Consider the following 18,768-nt stretch of genomic DNA (forward strand, 5'->3'; position numbering starts at 1 on the left):
GGACCGACAGGTGCGAGACCCGTCAGGCGGCGCTGCCGTAGATGCTGTTGAGCCAGATGTGCGAGAGGGTGTCGACGACTTTGTCGTGTTCGACGGCCGGCTGCTCGGCGGACAGCGCTGCCATCATCGTCCGCTCGTTCATGAGGTTCAGGGAGGTCGCGAGGTCGAGGGCGGGGATGGTGTCGGGTGCGGCACCGCGCTCACGCTCGGCGGTGATGAGCGCCGCCGTCAGCGCGATCCATTTCTGCATGAGCCCGGACCAGAACGTGCGGAATTCGGGGCTGCTGTTGAGTGCCTCGGTTCCCGCGCGGGCTGTCGCCGGATGTGACCCGAACGAGCTGAAGAAGATCTCGATGCCCCGGCGGATGGCGCGGTGCGGATCGGCGGGCATGCCTTCGAGCGCGTTGTCGAACCCGGTGTCGGCGCGCTTGATCAGCGGATCGAGCAACGACAGTAGCACGGCTTCCTTCGACGGGAAATAGAAGTAGAACGTCGGCCGCGAGATTCCGGCGCCTTTGGCGAGGTCGTCGACCGAGATGTCGGAGAACTTCTTGTCGTCGAGCAACCGCTCGGCCGTCGCGAGGATCGCCGCTTCCCGATCGTCGCCCGATGGGCGGTTGGAGCGGCGGCCGCGCGGTGCGCGCGCCTGGCTGGCGGTGGTCACAACCAGCAGCTTAACACTGCGTCGATTTTCTCAACAGGGTGTTGACCAACTCAACACCCTGTTGATACCGTCGGTCCCATGAGCGAACACCTCGACGTTGTGATCGTCGGTGCCGGCATCTCCGGCATCAGCACGGCCTGGCACCTGCAGGACCGCTGCCCGACCAAGAGCTACGTGATCCTGGAACGCCGCGAGAACATCGGCGGCACCTGGGACTTGTTCAAATACCCGGGTATCCGATCGGACTCCGACATGTTCACGCTCGGCTTCCGGTTCAAGCCGTGGACCTCGGCCAAGTCGATCGCCGACGGCCAGTCGATCTGGAACTACATCAACGAGGCCGCCGAAGAGAACGGCATCAGCAGACACATCCGGGTCAACCACCGGGTGCTGTCAGCCGACTGGTCCGACGCCGACAACCGCTGGACCCTCACCATCGACAAGGGCGGCGAGCAGATCGAGATGACCTGCTCGTTCCTGTCGGTGTGCAGCGGTTACTACAACTACGACGAGGGCTACTCGCCGGAATTCCCCGGGGCGGCCGACTTCAAGGGCCAGATCATCCACCCGCAGCACTGGCCCGAGGACCTCGACTACGCAGGCAAGAAGATCGTCGTGATCGGATCGGGTGCCACCGCGGTGACGCTCATACCGTCCCTCGTGGCGGGCGGCGCCGGGCACGTCACGATGCTGCAGCGCTCACCCACCTACATCGGCGCACTGCCGTTGGAGGACCCGTTCGCGCGCCGCGCCAACAAGTACCTGCCGAAGAACCTGGCGCACTTCGTCAACCGGTGGAAGCAGATCGGTTACAGCACCGGGCAGTATCAGATCGCCAGGAAGTTCCCGGGCGTCTTCAAGAAGGCGTTGCGCCAGATGGCGACCCGACGGCTGCCCGAGGGCTTCGACTACGACAAGCACTTCAGCCCGCGCTACAACCCGTGGGATGAGCGAGTGTGCTTGGCGCCCAACGGCGATCTGTTCAAGACCATCCGCTCGGGCAAGGCCGACGTCGTCACCGACACGATCGAGACCTTCACCGAGACCGGCATCAGGTTGACCTCCGGTGACGAGCTGGCGGCCGACATCATCATCACCGCAACAGGTCTGAACATGCAGTTGTTCGGCGGTGCGACCGTCACCCGCAACGGTGAGGCGGTCGACCTGACGAAGTCGATGACCTACAAGGGCCTGATGCTGTCGGGCGTGCCGAACATGGCGATCACGTTCGGCTACACCAACGCATCCTGGACCCTCAAGGCCGACCTGGTCTCCGAATTCATCTGCCGTCTGCTGAACTTCATGGACGCCAACGGCTTTGACAAGGTCGAGCCCGAGCACCCCGGCGACGCCGTCGACGAGCTGCCGTTCATGGACTTCACTCCCGGCTACTTCCGGCGGGCGATGGACAGCCTGCCGAAGTCCGGATCGGAAGCACCGTGGAAGCTCAAGCAGAACTACTTCTTCGACATGCGCACCATCCGGTACGGCAAGGTCGACGAGGAGTCCCTGCACTTCACCAAACACCGTGCCGCAGTGACGGTTTAGTCCTTCGGTGAGCAGACACAGAATCGCACTGATCGGACTCGAGAAGTGCGATTCTGTGTCTGCTCGCGTTATGCGGCGATGACGACGATCCCGTCCTCGTCGCAGTATGCGACCTCGCCGGGAACGAACGTGACTCCGCCGAACGAGACCTCGACATCCCGTTCGCCCGCACCGGTTTTGGTGCCCTTGCGCGGGTTGGTGCCAAGCGCCTTGATTCCGACGTCGATCGTGCGCAGCGCCGCGGCATCACGCACCGCGCCGTGCACGATCACTCCCGACCAGCCGTTGTCGGCGGCCAGACCCGCGATGATGTCGCCGACCAGCGCGGTGTGCAGTGACCCGTCACCGTCGACCACGAGTACACCGCCGTCGCCCGGCGTGGACAGGATCGACTTCAACAGCGCGTTGTCCTGGAAACAGCGCACGGTCGTGATCCGCCCGGCGAACATCGTCTTGCCGCCGTAGTTCTGCAATTGCAGGTCACAGCTACGGACGTCGGGATAGATCTCGTCGACGAGATCGGCGGTGGCGCGGGGTTCGATACTCACGCCGCGATTATTTCAGGACGCTCGCCGTGATGATGTCGTGGACGAACTGGGCCAGACCGGGCTCGACGTCGTCGTAGTAGCGGGTGAACCGCTCGTCGGCCAGATATATCTGCGCCAGGCAGACGTGCACGTCGTCGCTGCAGTCGTAGAACCGGGAGATGTTGGCGCGATGGCGGGCGGCCAGCGCGTCGGCCTCGGGTGAACCCGGCCGCATGCCGGCCCGCTTGCCATCGGCGAGCGCCTGCAGCAAAGCGTCGTTCTCGGCCTTGAACTCGATCCAGTCCTGTTTGCTCATCTCGGCCGTGCGGATTTGCGACTGCCGCCACTCCTCGGTGCCGCCCCAGCGTTCCAGTGCCTCCTCGTGGTGTTCGTCGAACACGGCGCTGCCGAAGATCTCAACCTGTTCCTCGGCGCTGAGCTGGATACCGTTGTTGTGGGCGCTCATGAGTTCCTCCACTGCCTTGATGGTCTGCTGAAGCTGCTCGGCCCTTTCACACAGCAGGCTGTGCTGGCGTTGCAGGTGGGCGAGTACGTCGGCGTCGGCGTCGTCGAGCAGCGTCCGGATCTCGTCCAGCGCCAGCCCCACCGACCGGTACACCAGCACGAGGTGCAGCCGCTCGATGTCGGTGTCGGTGTAGCCGCGATAACCCGCCGCGGTACGCACGCTCGGAACCACCAGGCCGATGTGGTCGTAGTGGTGCAGGGTCCGCACGGAGACACCCGTCAGGGCGGCTACCGCTCCGACGGTTTTGGCGTCCCGGTTGGCGTGCATGAGCCAACTATCGACCCTGACGTCGCGTCAGGGTCAAGCGCGACCGATCAGTCTTCGGTCGAATGACGACGCGTCACGACGACGAGCAGGATCGCCAGCAGGCCGACAGCCACCGCGGCCGCCAGCGGCAGGCGAGATTGCGCAGGCGTCTCCAACGGCACCGGAGCCGGCCCGGACACCGGATTGGCGGCCGCGGCCACCGTCGACTTTGCTTGTGCGGCAGTCTCTTCCGCAGCGGCCGTGAGCACCTCGGGTGGCGGGATGTCGGCAGGGGCCTTTTTCGCTGGGGCTTTCTTCGCGGGTGCCTTTTTCGCCGGAGCCTTCTTGGCCGGAGCTTTCTTGGCGGCCTTGGCCGGGGCCTTTTTCGCCGGTGCTTTCTTGGCGGGTGCCTTTTTCGCCGGGGCCTTCTTGGCAGGCGGAGTCGCGGGAGCGGGCGGCGTCGCGGCAGCTGAATCGTCGCCGGCGCCCGACGGGCCGGCCGGTGCGGAGCCGGCTGGGGTGTCCGGCTTCTCGGCGGGTTGATCCGGCTGCTCTGCCATTCTGGCTGCTCCTTCGCAGTGTCTGATATTCCGCGCCAGCGCGGTCTCGGGGTGGCCGGCAGTGGGTTCCATCATGCCAGGCCGCGCATGGTCAACCCGTGACGGCCAGGGCAGCGGCAAAGGTGACCGCGACGGCCATCACCGCCAATTCGGCAAGCGACCGATTGGTCGACAGGCTGGCGCTGGTGCGATGCGCGCGGGCGGCCGGAAGCCAGCCCGCCCGGTTACGCCACGCCAGCACCAGCAGACCGACCGTCACCACGACTTTCGCGGCAAGTAACCGCCCATAGCCCGTCGTCCACAGGTCGGCCGGGGCCTGCAGCCGGATCACCGCGCCGAGCACGCCGGCCAGCAGCAGCACGGCCACGGAACCCAGCGACAGCTGTGAGAACCGCGGCAATACCCGCGCCCACTGACCGCGGTGCGTCACGGTCAGCACCAACGCGGCCAGCACACCGCACCACACCGCCGCGGCGAGCGCGTGCACCGCCACCGCGAGCCCGCCGATCGGGCTCTCCGCGAGATGGCCGGCCAAGGTGCGGGCCGCTACGCCTGCCGCCGCGGTTCCGATCGTCGCGACGATCGCCGCGGCGGTGCGCGGGGCCAGCAGCGAAGCGACGCACACCGCGAGCGCGGCCACGATGGCGACCAACCCGGACCGGCCGACGGTCGTGTGCAGTGCGAACTCGCCGACGGTGTGCACGCCGACGCGCTGGACCGGAACCGCCGCCGCCTGCGCCGCCACCACGATCAGGCGCACCAATTCGGCGAGCAGCCAGACTGCGCTGCTGAACGCGAGCGGGCGGGCCGCGGTGCGCGCCAACTCCGCGCGGTAGCGGGCGCTTTCGAGCATCGGAACGGCCGCCAGGCCGACGGTCACGACGGCAGCGCAATCGGCGACCGTGCGCACCAACGCCCCGGCCAGCTGGCTCTGCGGGTAGGACAGCGCGGCTGCCGCGACCGAAGCGGCGGTCACAACCAGCGCTGCGCCGGCCGCCGACCGCCAGGTCATGACTGCCGTCGTACCGCCCACCAAGCTCCGCCACCCACGATCACCACGGCGGCCAGCACGAAGGGCCACACCGGCAGGCCCTCGTCGGACGAGCTGGGAGCGGCGGCCGCAGGCCCGGGCGTGCCCGTTCCCTCGACCGTCAGCTCGAACGCCCACGAACCCGACACCACGTGCCCGTCGGCCGAGGTCACCCGGTAGTTCACGGTGTATGTCCCGGCGGGGCCCAACGGCCGGACACCCACGCTGACGACCGCGCCTTCGACCTGCGGCTCACCGTCGGACCACAGATTGCCGTCCGGCCCGACGACCGTCATCGCCGCGAAGGCCTTCTGAAGCTGCTCGTTGAACGTGGCGCTGACGCGTTGCGGCGATTCGGTGAGCTTCGCGTGCTCGGCGGGGTCGGCGCCGGTTCTGGTGGCGTGTGCGGACGCGGTGCCCGCACCGGCGAGTGCCGACGCGGCGAGGGCGAGGGCGGCCAAGGTCATGGCCAGCAGCCGCCTCATGATCGGCGCCTTGCCAGCAGGGCGACGACCACGGCGACCGCCGCGACGGTCAGCGCACCGCCTGCCAGCCACCGCGCCGAGTTGTCGGTGGTGCTGGCAGCGGTGTCCGCAGCCGACACGGTGGACGGTGCGGACGGTGCCGGTGTGGGTGACGCGATGGCGGGCCCGCCGTGATCGTCCTGGCCGGCGGGATCAGTGGAGTCCGAGAGCGTCAGTTGCGGCGCCGGATGCTCGGGCTCGCTGCCGTCGGGCAATGGGGCCTGATCCCAGCGCACGACGCTGCCGTCGGAATACGTCTGGGTGGCAGGGAAACTCGCCGTGTCGGATTCGGGCAGCCGCACGGAGATCTTGAACAAGGCGAACTGGTCGGAGGAGATGCCGACGCCGGGTGCCGCGGTCCAGGTGACGGATTTGACCGTGCCCGCCGCCGCGTCGCGGTCCAGCTTGGCCGTCCAGCCGGGCATCACCTCGGTGCGCGCCGATGCGACGTCGGGCAGGGCGACGGTCAATTGTGTTGTCACAGCACCGGACTCGGATTCGCCAGGGACCCGGAAGGTGAGGACCGAGGTGCTTCCCGGCGCGGGGTTGTCCGCGTCGACGTGTACGTGGGCGGAGGCCGGTGCGGCCGTGAGCAGGCCGACCGCGGTGACCGTGGCGGCGGTGCCGAGCAGGGCGCGCCAGGGCGCCCCGGTGAGGGGTTTCATCGTTCGGGTGTCTTTCGGAAGTCGATGGGATTCAGGTCAGGCGATCGCGCCGACCGGAGGCCCTCGATGCGACACCGAAGCGGCAAGGAACAACGCGGAGTGCAGCGGCTGATCCGTGCTGCCCACGAGCACGGACGTGGCCGCCACCGGCAGCCGACCGCCGGACGCCGCGACGGCGCGCACCGCGCGGGACATCGCGGCACAGAATCGAGCGCCGCCCGCGATGAGGGCTGCGCCGACGGCCACTGCCAGGACATGTGCGACGAGCATCGTCGCGCCGGAGGCCATCGGACTCGCGGCATGTGCGTGGTCGGCCGTGGCCAACAGCGCATGCGCCAACAGCTGGCCGGAGCCGAGCAGCGCCCACAGGACGGCCGCTCGATCGGCCGTGCGGACCGTGGCGGCGACCGCGCCCAACGTCACCGCCAGGACCGCGAGCTGCGCCGTGATCGCGCCATCGGGCAGTACGCCGCCCGCCGTGCCGTGCGCCGCGACCGCCAGCGCCGCGGTGAGCAGCCCGACGGCCGTACCGCGCAGCGGCGCTGCGGGGTCGGTGCGGGCCGGAGTCATCGGGCGGTCGTCGTGAAGCCGGTCAGACCAGGCCGAGCCGGGCCATCAGGTCGGCGTCGATGCCGTCGAGCTGTGTCGCGATCGCGGCGTGCGCGCCGCGGCGGCGTGCCGAGGGCATGTGCTCGGCGGCCGTGACCGCCGCCGCCAGATCCTTGAGCCGGTCACTGATGGCGCTGACGAACTGTTTGGTCTCGGCGTCCTTCGGGTTCTTCTCGGCCACCAGGCGCAGGGACTGTTCGGCGCCCGCGATGCGTGCCGACAACTGCGCGCCGTGGCCGGAGAACTGGCCGAGCTGGCTGAGCGGCACCCCGAGTTGATCGGCCCGACGCTCGTCGATGGCACCCCGGGCGGCGATGGCAACGCGGTAGACCACCGGCACCAGCACGGGCGCCAGCAAACGTGTGACAGTGAGCATGCGGCGGATGCGGGCGGGCGATAGGAGCTTGCCTTCGCGGGCCGCCTTCAACTCCGCCTCGGCGATCTTGAGGGCATTGCGGTCACTGTCTCGCTGGGCTTTGAGCTGCGCCTGCAGTGCCTTGCGCTCGGCCTTGAGGCCGGCTTTCATCCGGCGAGCCTCGTTCTTTGCCGTGAGCCGGGCTTCGAGCTTGGCCTTGGCCTTGATAGCGCGGGCTTCGGCTCGGCGGGTAGCACGGCTTTTTCGTCGCGTGAACAGGCCCATTCCGGCTGCCTCCCGGTCATCTCGTCGTGTGTTGATGCGCGCCGTCGAACTGCTGCAGACCAACAGTATCGTCCGGCCGATTTGCTCTGCTCTTCCTACCCGCAAGCGGCCCGGGCAATCCTCTCAGCTAGCAAACCAGAGAAGCGGTTTGTGCGACAATCAGATGGCGTCAACGTGCCGATGCGGCGGTGCGCGGGGAGGGTGGTGACGAAGTGCGTTCGCGGTTGCGCGTCGCCGCCTCTACGTGTTTGGTGATCTCCGGCCTGTTCATCGCCGGTCTGGGCGGCGCATTGGCATTTGCCGACCCCGATCGTGGCGGCGGGCAGCGCCCGTCGACCGGCACCGACGGCGGTGGACCCCGAGGCAATGGCCACGACGGTGACCACGACCATACCCACGGTCACGGGCATGACGGCGAGCACGGCGACGGCGACGACGGAAATGGGCCGACGCGGCCGTCCCACGGCGGGACGAAGCCCACCAAGCCCACCAAGCCGACCAAAGAGCCGACCAAGACCGACCACCCCACGAAGACCGACGAGCCGAGCGGATCTCCGCAGCCGAGCGGGAGCGGCACGGTGACGAACACCAACACAGCTACCTCGCAGTCGCACACGCCGACGGAGCCCACGACGGAACCGTCGACCGAGTACCCGACGACTCAAACCACGTCGGGCACCTCGGTCACGTCGTCCGCAACCACGACGAGTCGCACCACCACGACCACCGACCCGACCACCACAGAGCCGACGACGACGGACCCGACGACCACCGAACCGACGACCACCAGCCGGACGACCTCGGCGACGACGACGATCGTCATCGGGGAGACCGGTGGTGGCGGCGGTGGTGGAGGCGCGGTGCCGCCCGAGATCCGTCAGCCCCGACCGCCTGCCATGCAATTGCCGGAAATCGCCGCGCCGCTGCCGGCCCCAGCCGGCGCACCGCCGGGCCTGGCCGCTGCCGCGGGCGCGGTGCCGCCGCCCCCGATCGTCATGCCGGTTGTCGTTCCGCCTGTCGTCGTGCCGCCGATCCTGGCTCCTGGCAACCCGGACGACAACGATTCGTCGAGCGGACCTGACCGGCAGCCCGAGGTGACCGCAACGCTGAAACAGCAGCAGCCCCCGTCCGGTGGCCCGCTCGCAGTCGGATATGACGCGGCCGTCCCGCCGGCGTCATTCCGCGTCGGTTACACCGACTATCTGCGGACGGCCGGGGTATTCGAGATCGCAGCGGTGGCTGTACCAGGGGTTGCCGGCATCCTCGGCCTCACCGGTTTGGGCGGGTTTGTCGGCTACCGGCAGGCAAAGGCCGCTCTGTCAGCGCGGAACGGCACCAACCGGTTCATGAGCTAAGAGTCCGTCCTGGGAGAATTCCGGGTTACATAGTGCTAGGAAAGGGCGGAAGGGGGAGACATGTCAGCCAGCCGTAGTGTCACCCGCGCTGTCAACGCGGTGCTCGATCTCGCGCCGCGACGAGGTGAAGTGACATTGACCCGCCTGGTCGATGCGGTCAGCGAGGACCGTGGCAGACCGATCGAGGTCACGATGGCCGAACTTCCGCCCGGCGTGTGTGGGCAGTGGCGTCAGTACGCCGACCACGACGTCTTCCTCATCCAGCAGGGCCTGCCCGCATGGGACCGCACGCTCGCGCATGAACTCGGGCATCTGGTGCTCGGCCATGAGGGCATCTCGATCGTCGACGCTGCGCAGGAGACGGTCGAGGTCGCCAGCTCGGATCTGATCAGCTACATGCTCAATCAGCGGACCGGGTGCATGGGTCCCAACGGCGAGGACATCGAGCAGGAGGCCGAGGACTTCGCGGCCCTGCTGCTGTACCGCCTCGGCCGGTTACCCTCCGACCGGTCGTCGATCGTGCAGGTCCGCCTCGGAGAGGCGTTTGGTTGATCATCTGGGTGATCGCCGGGCTGCTCGGCCTTGCGACCGGGCTGCGGATCGGCTGGGCGCTGGTCAACAAGCAGTCCTTGGTGAGTTCGGCCATGATCTTGGCGCTGGGCAGCCTCGGCGTCGTCGCCGCGCTCAACTGGCAGCCGCTGGCGCTGCTGCTCGACACCTTGCTGCGGTGGCCGAACATTTCGATGGGCCTCAGCCAGGTCGCCCTGATCGCGTGCGCGGCGGGCAGCTGCGTCATGATCACCACCGCATCCTCGGAACGCGCGCCGGCAATCACCCGGCGGATTGCCATGGTTCAGTACGGCATCGCCGGTGTGGTCGCGGTGATCAGCCTCGTGATCTTCTTCCTGGCCGGCAAGCAGCCCGAGATGTCACCCGAGGAGTTCCTGCGGCGCGAACTCGGGTCCAACGGCTCGTCCTGGCTGCTGCCGTTGCTGTACGTGCTTCTGGCGCTCACCCTGGTGGCCTGGGCGGGGCTGCGCTACTCGAATCGCAGCCGCCGGGGGCGTGCGCTGTTCGTGTTCACCGTCGGAATCGTTCTCATCGTCGCTGCCAGCGCGTTCTTCGTCCTGCGGGCAGTCGGGCAGACGCGCTCGGTCGGCGTTGGGACCGCCGCCACGCTGCTGGGCTGCGCGATGGTGATCGTGGCCGCGGGTTCGCTGCTGCCGAGTATCGAGGACTGGTTCGGCGCCCGCCAGGAGTTGCGGACGATCGCACCGCTACTTTCCGAGCTCGGCCGTCGGCATCCCGACGTCGGCATCGGGGTGCGCCCGCGCGGTCCGCTGGTGTTCCGGGTGGCCGAGCGGATGTCGCTCATCTCCGACTCGCTCTACCTCGAGGCGACGGCCGCCGAGAACAAGCGGCGCAAGGCCGGGGGCACTCAAGGATCGTCGGCCTCCGAGGGCAACACGCCGGTGCTCGATGCACCCGCGGTTTCTCCGCGTAAGCAGGCGCGGGCGCTCGCCCAGTGGATCTACGACACGCGCGAGGAAGCCGCAGATGACAGGGCACTGTCGGCGTTCCCCGGGTTGAACTGGCTCAGGCAACCGACGTCGTTCTCGGACCGCGAATGGATCTTGGCGATCGCGCAGCAATATCGCGAGCTCGACCGGGGGCAGAAGCAAACGTAGGCAGGGACCCGTTCGGATCCCTGCCTACGCGGTGATGCTGTTGTTGTGGCGGATCAGCTGTCGAGATTCTCGCGTCGGCGCAGCTCATCGACCTTCTGGGCGAGATCCTGCTGAGCCTCCGGGGACAGCCCGACGGTGCGGGCGGCGATGCGGCGAACCCCTTCGTCCCGCATGCTGGCCAGCCAGGTCAGTTCCTTGTCGAGCTTCTCGTAGTACTCGTCGTCGGTGAAGTACGCCGGTTTGATCCGGAAGAAGTTGGCAAGTGCGGCCATGGTTGCCGCTGACGGGTTGGTGCGGTTGCCCGACCGTAGTTGCGACAGGTACGGAGCCGACATGGTGATGCCCTCGGACTTGAGCGCAGCAATCACCTCGGCCGAGGTGTGGGGTCCGCGCCCAGGTGGATAAACCGTGTCAAACAGGCGGTTTAGACGGGCGGCGAACGTCTTGCTCATCGATTTGACCTCCACATGCATCATGAGCGGAACGAAAAGGCGGCGTATTTGCTGACCATCGTAGCGAGTGTTGTGACGACAACCAAGTGCAAACCGCGTAAAAGTTAACCTTCCTTCGTGTTTTGACCAACATGGCCACTGAAACCCGCATCTTCGCCGGGCTCAGACGGCGGGATTGCACCGGGTGGCAAGGCAAATAGTGACGGTCGCGTTGTATTGAGCCGGATGAGCTGCGGTCACCCCGCCAAGCAGCGACTTTCCCGTTCTCTGCGGGCAACGGAGACGTGTGCGGTACTTGCCCGATCAGGTATTTGCTAGAGCACAGACCTCAGGAGTCGCGCGCAGCGTCTGGCGTCGTTGTGGGTCAACGTCGTGCACACTACCGCTGCCGCGGGCGAATGCAAATGACGTTGGCGTCAAAGGATAGCCACGGCGTGGTCAGGCGGATTCTGGCGACGATTCAACGCGGGATTGCCGGGCGGATTCGTTCGCGCGCTTACGGCGTAGCCGCACCAGACCGGCGCCAATCGCAGACAAGGCGACGGTTACGGTCACCGCGATGGCCACCGCGCGCAGCCCGAGTGCCGCGTCGAACAGCATCCACAGGCCGAAGAGCAGGAACAGCACACTCGCGAGGACGTGGAGGAACCGCTCGGGCAGCCGTGTGTGCAACAGTGCCCCAGCCGCGATGGCCACGCCGTCGGCCAGCACCATGCCCAGGGTCGCGCCGAGCCACACGCCGGCCCAGTTGTTGTCGCTCGCGAGCGCCACCGTGGCCAACATGGTCTTGTCGCCGAGTTCGGCGAGCACGAAAGACGAGATCACGGCGAAGAGCACGTACCGCGGTTCGGCGACCCGCACGTTCTCGTCGTCACCTCCGCTGCGGCCCTCGCGCCAGGTCCACACCGCGAAGAGCAGAAATGCGATCGCCGCCGCGAACGCAATCGGCTTCTCCGGCAACGTCAATCCGAGGAAGTGGCCGATCGTGACCGAAAGGCCGTGCACCAGGAACGCCGCGATGCCGACGCCGGACAGCACGACCCACCAGCGGTGGCGCAGTGCGTAGGTCATGGTGATCAACTGCGATTTGTCGCCGAGTTCCGCGACGAAGACGACACCGAGGCTGATGAGAGTTGCGGCGAGCATGACGACCTTTCGACACATCGCCGATGCACTGTGGAGGCGGTGCATCGACACACGGTCGAAGGTCTCGCCCACCGCGGATGCGGTTCGCCGGCCGGGCTGGACGCCAGTATGTCGACACGACGATTGAGGGCTACTCCCCTTCGCTTACGCAATCGACCATATCGACCGAAGGCCGAATTGGCTAGTTTCCCTATCTATTTCGGGTAGCCGTATTCTGCGTTTCGCAGAACCCTCATGCGGCGAGCAGCATGGCCAGGATCGCCGTGTCGGGATGGCTGATCGGATCGACTCCGACGCGGCTGACCATCGAGGTCACGGTGCCGTCGGATTCGGCCTCCACCCACGCCGCGCGGTGCTCCAGACCGAGATGCGGCAGCCCGGGCAGCAGCACGCAACCCGATGCCGCGCCGGTGCATTCGGGCAGCGACGGCGTGGTCTCCGACGGCGGATGCAGCATCAGCAACGCGGGCGGCTGGTGATCGGCGAAGTATCCCGGCGGTACCGCTTCCTCACCGACCACGGGTCCCTCGGCCATCACGAGGCCGACGGTGCCGGGCTGCGGCTGATCGGGAAGTTCTTCGCGAACACCGAAAATCGTTGTGGTGGACAGCAATCCCGGCAGCGAAGCGATGCGGACCGTCACCATCAGCAGCTGTGCCCACTCTTTGGTGGAATCCGGCCAACGGCCCGACACGACAAAACCCTTGAGTGTTCCGCCCGAATGAAAAGGGGCGATCTCGATCGCCCGACCGGACCCCGTATCCATTTCGCCTCCGGGACATCGGTGTTGAGCTTCCCGCTCGACACGTCTGTGAGTCGATCAGATCAGCATGCGACAGCTTTGCGAGGCGTGCAAGGCGACACGGCAGGCCCGAATACGAGGGCGGGGCGCCGCGCGAGTTCGCACGACGCCCCTTGTGTAGAGATCGGAAAGTTGGGATCAGATACCGATCCGACCCTCGGACCGGATCAGCCGAAGATCAGGCCACCGGTCTTCGACGTGGCGGCCGCATAGCGGTTCTGCACGTCTTCCCAGTTGACGACGTTCCAGAACGCCTTGACGTAGTCGGCCTTGACGTTCTTGTACTGCAGGTAGAAGGCGTGCTCCCACATGTCGACCTGCAGCAGCGGGATGATGCCGAGCGGCACGTTGGCCTGCTGGTCGTAGAGCTGGAATGTCAGCAGCCGGCCGCCGAGGCTGTCGTAGCCGAGCACGGCCCAACCCGAGCCCTGCAGCCCGTTGGCCGCGGCGGTGAACTGGGCCTGGAACTTGTCGAACGAACCGAACTGGTCGTCGATCGCGGCCGCCAGATCGCCGGTCGGCTTGTCACCACCGTTGGGGGACAGGTTCTTCCACCAGATCGAGTGGTTGATGTGGCCACCGAGGTGGAATGCGAGGTTCTTCTCGTTGAGGAAGATCGCCGCGTGATCGCCGTTGGCCCGAGCCTCTTCGAGCTTGGCGACCGCGTCGTTGACTCCCTTGACGTAGGTGGCGTGATGCTTGCTGTGGTGAAGCTCGTTGATCTGTCCGGAGATGTGGGGCTCCAGCGCTCCGTAGTCGTAATCCAGGTCTGGCAGGGTGTATTCAGCCACGAGATTCCTTCCTCATATCGATCGATGGAGCTTGGCGTCCTCAGGGGATCCTCAAGATCAACCTCAACATTGCTCCATCGCAGCGCGCACCGCAAGGACGCGCCTCACCACCCCCACGTATACCCGACGGGGCTGCGGTCAGAACCAGACGATGAGCGCCAGGATGCCCAGCAGAAGCAGGGCGATGATGCCTGCGCGGAGAAAAGCCATCATCTGGTTGCGGGTGTGCAGATGTCCGGACGACTGCCATTCAGGTTGTGGTAACGCTGATCCCGGTCCCATCGGATGCGACGCCATCAAACACTCCTGACCTGCACGATCAATGTCTGGCCCCCAGTGAGTTCTGTCACAACATCTGGTGTGACCGCGATCATAGCCCGTTAAACGGTGAGGAAGAAATCGGCCCCGATGCGCCGAGCGGACCAACCCGCTGCGGGTGGGAATCATGTTGATTGCAACGTCGTTCGACTGGGTATCAGTGTCAGCACGCCGCGCGGCGGGTGCTTAGCCCGCCGAGAAATTTCGCTCGGGCCGCTGAGACGTTGTTGATCGCTGCCCATTTGGGGACCCGGTTATCCACAGGGTCCGACAGCAAGCACACAGCTGAAGCCCATCAAGCAATATCTGCGCAGGTGTCAGCCTGTGGATGAACCTGTGGAAACTGTGGATAGCCGCGAATTGCTGGCTTCGTCGAGTGCCAGGGGTGGGTGCGCGGACGCGGGGTGCGTGCGAGCATGGACGCATGGACGATGTGGAAGTCGCGCAGGCCGACATCGCCGCTGTTCCCACGACGTTCGACGAGTCGGTGGTGCTGCTCGACGTACGTGAAGACGACGAATGGCAGCGCGGTCACGTCGCCGGTGCACAGCACATCCCGATGGGGGACGTGCCGGCCCGTATGGCCGAGATCGATCCGGATGCCGAGCTGTTCGTGATCTGCCACGCCGGCGGGCGCTCGCTGCGGGTTGCGCACTACCTGGCGCGCAACGGCTACACCCCGGTCAACGTCGACGGCGGGATGCTCTCGTGGGTCGGTGCCGGACGGCCCGTCGTCACCGACGACGGCAGTGCGGGCAGCCTCTGACCGGCTGGCGCGCAGGCAGCCCGATGACCGTCGCTAGGCTGGTCAGATGATCCAGGTGTGTTCGCAGTGTGGGACGCGCTGGAACGTGCGTGATCGGCAGCGGTCGTGGTGCCCTCGGTGTGGCGGCACCCTGCTCGCGCCGTCGACCGAACAGCAGTGGGCGGCCGACGCCGGCTCTCGGGCGACTCCGCCGCGGCTGGCACCCGGCTACCGCTGGATCGCGGTCCGGCCCGGCGCCCCGCCGCCGACCCGTCGCCAGCGTCGGCCACTCGGGCCGACCCCGCGGTACCGGACGATTCCGAGTTGGGGTCTGCAACAGCAGTTCGAGGTCGCCGATCACGAGACGGTGGCCAAACGGCGCGGCCCCGGGCCCGACACCGTGCGGCTGGTGCTGATCCTGGCCATGATCGCGCTGGGGATCGCGGCGTTCACCCACATCGTTCGGTACGCCCTGTTGCTGATCAACCGCAGCGTGCTGCTGCATCCGGTGATCGCTTGGACAGGTGTCACCATCGGCCTGCTGGCGAGCCTCATGGTGCTGGCCGTCATGTTCATCACCGTCGTGTTGCTGGTGTACTGGCTCGTCGATCGTCGAAGCGCGGCGTATGCCCAGCGCGGACAGGACGATCCGCGCGGCGCGTGGGAACTGTGGATCTGCTGCCTGCTGCCGCTCGTGAACCTGTTCATGGCGCCGGTGTTCGTGCTCGAGCTCGCATCCGTGGAAAACCGGCTGTCACAACTGCGCCGGCCCATCGTGGTGTGGTGGATCGTCTGGGTGCTCAGCGCGGTGGTGGCGGTGTGGTCGATCGTCAGCACCTTCGTCGTCACGTTCTTCGCCAACAACCCGCAGAACATCGCCGACAACACCGTGACCGTGACGATCGGCTACCTGCTCGCGCTCGCGGCCGTCGTGCTGATCACCCGTGTGTTCAACGGCTTCGAACGCACCGCGACGGCCCACCGCAGCCTGCACCGCTGGGTGGTGGTCGATTCCGGATCGACGCAGCCCGGCCGCCCGGCCCCCGTCGCGGAGGCCGACGGCGGCGAGCAGCCGAAGAGTGAGCCCGAGCAGCGGGATCGACGCGAATCCGCCGCTCCGGTTGAGTCCGAAGGCCAGAACCCGGCAGCATAGCCATATGAACGTGGGCGACGCCGGAGCCGCTGGGCAGGCGACACCGGGCCCGGGACATCCGTTCGTGGTGGCCCATCGGGGAGCGTCCGCAGACCGGCCGGAGCACACGCTCGCCGCCTACGACCTGGCGCTTCGCGAGGGTGCCGACGGAGTCGAATGCGACGTGCGGCTGACGCGGGACGGGCATCTGGTGTGTGTGCACGACCGCAGGATCGACCGGACGTCGACCGGCTCGGGCCTTGTGAGCGAGATGACGCTCGCCGAACTCCGGAAGCTGGATTACGGGTCGTGGCATGCCAGTTCGCGCGTCGACGGCGGCAACGGCGAGACCGGTCTGCTCACGCTCGACGACCTCGTGGCCCTGGTATTGGACTGGAACCGGCCCGTCAAGCTGTTCATCGAAACCAAACACCCGGTGCGCTATGGCGCACTCGTCGAGAACAAGGTGCTGGCGTTGTTGCACCGCTACGGCATCGCGTCGCCGCCGTCGGCCGATCTGTCCCGCGCGGTCGTGATGTCGTTCTCGGCCGCCGCGGTCTGGCGGATCCGCCGCGCCGCGCCGATGCTGCCGACCGTGCTGTTGGGGGAGACGTCGCGTTATCTCGGGGGGAGCGCGGCGACCACAGTCGGTGCGACGGCGGTCGGCCCGTCGATCGCGACGCTGCGGGAACATCCCGAGCTGGTCGACCGGGCGGCCGCCCAGGGCCGTGCGCTGTACTGCTGGACGGTCGATCACTACGAGGATGTCCGGTTCTGCCGGGACATCGGGGTGGCGTGGGTGGCCACCAACCATCCCGGCCGCACCAAGGACTGGCTGCAGAACGGCCTGACCGGTGCGGGCCGGGACTGAGTGGTTCTAGAGGTTGCCGCCTGCTGCCTTGGGGGCCGTGGGATCCGCGGCGCCACCGGACATCTCGCGGGCGACGAAGTCCTCGAGATGGAAGAGGTTCGCACCCGCGCGGTCGGCGATGCGCACGAGCGTCGTCATCGTCGCGACCTCTTCGACCTGCTCCTTGAGGAACCACTGCATGAACTGCTCACCGAGGTAGTCACCCTCCTCGCGGGCCACGCTGGCGAGCCGGCTGATCTGCTCGGTGACCGTGCGCTCCTGGTTGAGGGCCAGGACGAGCGCCTCGCGGGGGACGTCGAAGCGGTTGCACACGGTGTCGATACCGGGGATCTCGACGTCGATGTCGCGGTCGAGCAGGTACTGCACGAGCATCATCGCGTGATTGCGCTCCTCGACCGCCTGGCCGTAGAAGTGCTTGGCGAGCTGGGGCAGGTCGGCGTTATCGAAATAAACAGCGATCGCAATATATTGCTGCGAAGCAGTGAATTCGCTGCGGATTTGATCCTGGATCAGGGCGTGGAATTTCGTGTCGATTGCGCCGGACGTTGTCATGCGGACGAGGATATAGCAGGTCAGAACGCATTGTCAGCGAAGGTAGACCTCATTGAGGTCAGCTTTACCTAAGTCGTGTGACGGCGATTACGTTTCTCGTAGCGAATTTGCTGTTGTTAATTTAGCTTTGCCTAAGCTCAAGTGCCCGGGGTATTGATCACGTCGGGCGGGATGGTCGCATCGGTCGCCAACGCGTCGAACAGGCGGCTCGCCGCGTCGCTGTCCCACACCACGACCGCGCCCGAGTCGCTTCCGGTGAATTCCCCGATCGGCACCGTGGTGGTGAGCAGGTCGCCGCGCAACGCCCACGCCAGCCACGCCAGATCCCACACGTGGGCGCCTTCGTCGACCGCGATCGTGCCGCCGGCGGCGCGAGCCATCGGGTACCACCGCAGCGGGTTCAGCAACACCGAGGGACTCGCGGCCCGGTGCAGCAGCGCCGACATGAACTCGCGCTGATTGACCATGCGGTCGAGGTCGGCGCGCGGCGTGGCCCTGGTCCGGACGAAGCCGAGGGCGTTGCGCCCGTCGAGCACCTGGCAACCGGCAGGCAGATCGATGCCTGCCAGCGGATCGCTGATCGGTTCGGCGGGACACATCGTCACGCCTCCTACGGCATCGACGAGGGCGGCGAAGCCGTCGAACCCGATCTCGGCGTAGTGGTCGAGGTGCAGGCCGGTCGCGAGCTCGACGGTCTGTGCCAGCAGTGGTGCGCCGCCCAACGAGAACGCGGCATTGATCTTGTCTTCGCCGTATCCGGGGATCGGCACGTAGGAGTCGCGGGGGATCGACACCATGGTCGCCGGGGCGTCGGCGCCGATACCGGGAATGTGCACGAGCAGGATCGTGTCCGTGCGGCCGGTCCCGATGTCGCCACCCGTGGCGAGCTCCGCCTGCTGGTCGGGCGTCAGACCCTGACGGCTGTCGGAGCCGACGAGCAGCCACGTGGTGCCACGGCCCGATCCGGGACGCTCCGGATAATCGGCCAATGCCGGTATGCGCCGCAGCGAGGTGTCTATCCACACGCCGCCCGCGATGATCGCCAGGACGCCGATCATGAACAGCGTCAGAATGATTCGGCCCCACGGACGCCGTTTGCGTGGCTTGCGCACGACGGCGGGCGGGGGTGGCTTGGGGGCCGGCCGCGCTGGTGGCGGGACCGGCCGGGGTGGTGGCTGACGCGGCGGTTGACGCGGCGGCGCCTGAACCTGCCGAGGCTGTCGGGGTGGTGGCGGCTGGCGCGGTGGCGTCGGCGGATTGGGCGGCCAGGCCGGCCGGTAGTTCGGATCGCGCCGCATCGCCTGCGGCGGTTCACCGGATGGACGGCGCGGCACCGGACGCCGCAACCGCGGGTCGGGGTGCCGGTTCTGGTCCATT

The 18,768-nt window shown here is 67.1% G+C and carries 24 protein-coding genes; 8 read left to right on the top strand and 16 right to left on the bottom strand.

All coding sequences use genetic code 11. From position 1 onward, the window contains the following. Nucleotides 1–22 precede the first annotated feature (22 nt). On the bottom strand, nt 23–664 hold the full coding sequence (locus ACOI2T_RS01290) for a TetR/AcrR family transcriptional regulator (RefSeq protein ID WP_067854967.1): 642 nt from the start codon (nt 662–664) through the stop codon (nt 23–25). A 78-nt stretch (nt 665–742) separates the two neighbouring features. Between ACOI2T_RS01290 and ACOI2T_RS01295 the strand changes: the two genes are divergently transcribed. Continuing rightward, nucleotides 743–2,212, top strand: coding sequence for a flavin-containing monooxygenase (locus ACOI2T_RS01295; protein WP_409504167.1), 1,470 nt, complete (start codon nt 743–745; stop codon nt 2,210–2,212). A 68-nt stretch (nt 2,213–2,280) separates the two neighbouring features. On the opposite strand, the gene rraA is transcribed toward ACOI2T_RS01295, so the two are convergent. The 8 genes from rraA to ACOI2T_RS01335 form a co-directional block, all read right to left on the bottom strand. Further along, nucleotides 2,281–2,760, bottom strand: a complete 480-nt coding sequence (gene rraA, locus ACOI2T_RS01300; RefSeq protein WP_409504168.1) for a ribonuclease E activity regulator RraA — start codon at nt 2,758–2,760, stop codon at nt 2,281–2,283. A 7-nt stretch (nt 2,761–2,767) separates the two neighbouring features. Continuing rightward, entirely contained in the window at nt 2,768–3,532 is a 765-nt protein-coding gene (locus ACOI2T_RS01305; RefSeq protein ID WP_409504169.1) for a MerR family transcriptional regulator, read from the bottom strand. Nucleotides 3,533–3,579: 47 nt separating this feature from the next. After that, on the bottom strand, nt 3,580–4,071 hold the full coding sequence (locus ACOI2T_RS01310) for a hypothetical protein (protein ID WP_409504170.1): 492 nt from the start codon (nt 4,069–4,071) through the stop codon (nt 3,580–3,582). A gap of 91 nt (nt 4,072–4,162) precedes the next feature. Further along, nucleotides 4,163–5,083 (bottom strand): CopD family protein, encoded by a 921-nt coding sequence (locus ACOI2T_RS01315; RefSeq protein ID WP_409504171.1) that lies wholly within the window; start codon nt 5,081–5,083, stop codon nt 4,163–4,165. Then, on the bottom strand, nt 5,080–5,586 hold the full coding sequence (locus ACOI2T_RS01320) for a copper resistance CopC family protein (RefSeq protein WP_085144561.1): 507 nt from the start codon (nt 5,584–5,586) through the stop codon (nt 5,080–5,082). Before ACOI2T_RS01320 ends, ACOI2T_RS01315 begins: the two co-directional genes overlap by 4 nt. Then, nucleotides 5,583–6,290: a YcnI family copper-binding membrane protein gene (locus tag ACOI2T_RS01325; RefSeq protein WP_409504172.1), complete on the bottom strand. Its 708-nt coding sequence runs from the start codon at nt 6,288–6,290 to the stop codon at nt 5,583–5,585. Before ACOI2T_RS01325 ends, ACOI2T_RS01320 begins: the two co-directional genes overlap by 4 nt. Before the next feature lie 36 nt (nt 6,291–6,326). Continuing rightward, nucleotides 6,327–6,860 (bottom strand): hypothetical protein, encoded by a 534-nt coding sequence (locus ACOI2T_RS01330; RefSeq protein ID WP_409504173.1) that lies wholly within the window; start codon nt 6,858–6,860, stop codon nt 6,327–6,329. 22 nt (nt 6,861–6,882) lie between these two features. Next, a complete protein-coding gene (locus tag ACOI2T_RS01335; RefSeq protein ID WP_409504174.1) occupies nt 6,883–7,539 on the bottom strand; it encodes a DUF6474 family protein in 657 nt (218 codons plus the stop codon). A gap of 212 nt (nt 7,540–7,751) precedes the next feature. Here ACOI2T_RS01335 and ACOI2T_RS01340 point away from each other — a divergent pair, with 212 nt between their 5' ends. The 3 genes from ACOI2T_RS01340 to ACOI2T_RS01350 are packed head-to-tail and all read left to right on the top strand — an operon-like array spanning nt 7,752 to nt 10,582. Then, nucleotides 7,752–8,894 carry a hypothetical protein gene (locus tag ACOI2T_RS01340; protein ID WP_409504175.1) on the top strand — a complete coding sequence of 381 codons (1,143 nt, stop codon included), beginning with the start codon at nt 7,752–7,754 and terminating at the stop codon, nt 8,892–8,894. A 60-nt stretch (nt 8,895–8,954) separates the two neighbouring features. After that, nucleotides 8,955–9,446 (top strand): ImmA/IrrE family metallo-endopeptidase, encoded by a 492-nt coding sequence (locus ACOI2T_RS01345; protein ID WP_067854996.1) that lies wholly within the window; start codon nt 8,955–8,957, stop codon nt 9,444–9,446. Beyond that, entirely contained in the window at nt 9,443–10,582 is a 1,140-nt protein-coding gene (locus ACOI2T_RS01350; protein WP_409504176.1) for a hypothetical protein, read from the top strand. Before ACOI2T_RS01345 ends, ACOI2T_RS01350 begins: the two co-directional genes overlap by 4 nt. Before the next feature lie 53 nt (nt 10,583–10,635). Here the strand turns inward: ACOI2T_RS01350 and ACOI2T_RS01355 are convergent, their stop codons facing one another. From ACOI2T_RS01355 to ACOI2T_RS01375, 5 genes are all read right to left on the bottom strand, one after another. Beyond that, nucleotides 10,636–11,034, bottom strand: a complete 399-nt coding sequence (locus ACOI2T_RS01355; RefSeq protein ID WP_067855149.1) for a secretion protein EspR — start codon at nt 11,032–11,034, stop codon at nt 10,636–10,638. A 438-nt stretch (nt 11,035–11,472) separates the two neighbouring features. Next, nucleotides 11,473–12,180, bottom strand: coding sequence for a TMEM165/GDT1 family protein (locus tag ACOI2T_RS01360; RefSeq protein ID WP_409504177.1), 708 nt, complete (start codon nt 12,178–12,180; stop codon nt 11,473–11,475). Nucleotides 12,181–12,412: 232 nt separating this feature from the next. Continuing rightward, nucleotides 12,413–12,946 (bottom strand): peptidase, encoded by a 534-nt coding sequence (locus ACOI2T_RS01365; protein ID WP_067855002.1) that lies wholly within the window; start codon nt 12,944–12,946, stop codon nt 12,413–12,415. 203 nt (nt 12,947–13,149) lie between these two features. Beyond that, nucleotides 13,150–13,773 (bottom strand): superoxide dismutase, encoded by a 624-nt coding sequence (locus ACOI2T_RS01370; protein ID WP_067855005.1) that lies wholly within the window; start codon nt 13,771–13,773, stop codon nt 13,150–13,152. Nucleotides 13,774–13,911: 138 nt separating this feature from the next. After that, entirely contained in the window at nt 13,912–14,070 is a 159-nt protein-coding gene (locus ACOI2T_RS01375; RefSeq protein WP_165765953.1) for a hypothetical protein, read from the bottom strand. A gap of 445 nt (nt 14,071–14,515) precedes the next feature. Between ACOI2T_RS01375 and ACOI2T_RS01380 the strand changes: the two genes are divergently transcribed. The 3 genes from ACOI2T_RS01380 to ACOI2T_RS01390 are packed head-to-tail and all read left to right on the top strand — an operon-like array spanning nt 14,516 to nt 16,839. Beyond that, nucleotides 14,516–14,857 carry a rhodanese-like domain-containing protein gene (locus ACOI2T_RS01380; protein WP_067855007.1) on the top strand — a complete coding sequence of 114 codons (342 nt, stop codon included), beginning with the start codon at nt 14,516–14,518 and terminating at the stop codon, nt 14,855–14,857. 46 nt (nt 14,858–14,903) lie between these two features. Next, nucleotides 14,904–15,989, top strand: a complete 1,086-nt coding sequence (locus ACOI2T_RS01385) for a DUF4328 domain-containing protein (RefSeq protein WP_409504178.1) — start codon at nt 14,904–14,906, stop codon at nt 15,987–15,989. A 4-nt stretch (nt 15,990–15,993) separates the two neighbouring features. Next, entirely contained in the window at nt 15,994–16,839 is an 846-nt protein-coding gene (locus tag ACOI2T_RS01390; RefSeq protein WP_409504179.1) for a glycerophosphodiester phosphodiesterase, read from the top strand. A gap of 6 nt (nt 16,840–16,845) precedes the next feature. Here the strand turns inward: ACOI2T_RS01390 and ACOI2T_RS01395 are convergent, their stop codons facing one another. After that, nucleotides 16,846–17,337 carry a ferritin gene (locus ACOI2T_RS01395; RefSeq protein ID WP_421877499.1) on the bottom strand — a complete coding sequence of 164 codons (492 nt, stop codon included), beginning with the start codon at nt 17,335–17,337 and terminating at the stop codon, nt 16,846–16,848. On the opposite strand from ACOI2T_RS01395, the gene ACOI2T_RS01400 reads away from it, so the two are divergent. After that, the gene (locus ACOI2T_RS01400) at nt 17,218–17,463 is read left to right on the top strand and encodes a hypothetical protein (protein ID WP_421877507.1); all 246 of its coding nucleotides are present in this window, start codon (nt 17,218–17,220) and stop codon (nt 17,461–17,463) included. The two genes, ACOI2T_RS01395 and ACOI2T_RS01400, sit on opposite strands and share 120 nt — an antisense overlap. Before the next feature lie 65 nt (nt 17,464–17,528). Here the strand turns inward: ACOI2T_RS01400 and ACOI2T_RS01405 are convergent, their stop codons facing one another. Further along, nucleotides 17,529–18,767 carry an LCP family protein gene (locus ACOI2T_RS01405; RefSeq protein WP_409504181.1) on the bottom strand — a complete coding sequence of 413 codons (1,239 nt, stop codon included), beginning with the start codon at nt 18,765–18,767 and terminating at the stop codon, nt 17,529–17,531. Between the last annotated feature and the right edge of the window lies 1 nt (nt 18,768).

This window comes from Mycolicibacterium wolinskyi str. Jessa 2025, from assembly GCF_049241375.1.
Classification (GTDB): Bacteria; Actinomycetota; Actinomycetes; order Mycobacteriales; family Mycobacteriaceae; genus Mycobacterium; species Mycobacterium wolinskyi.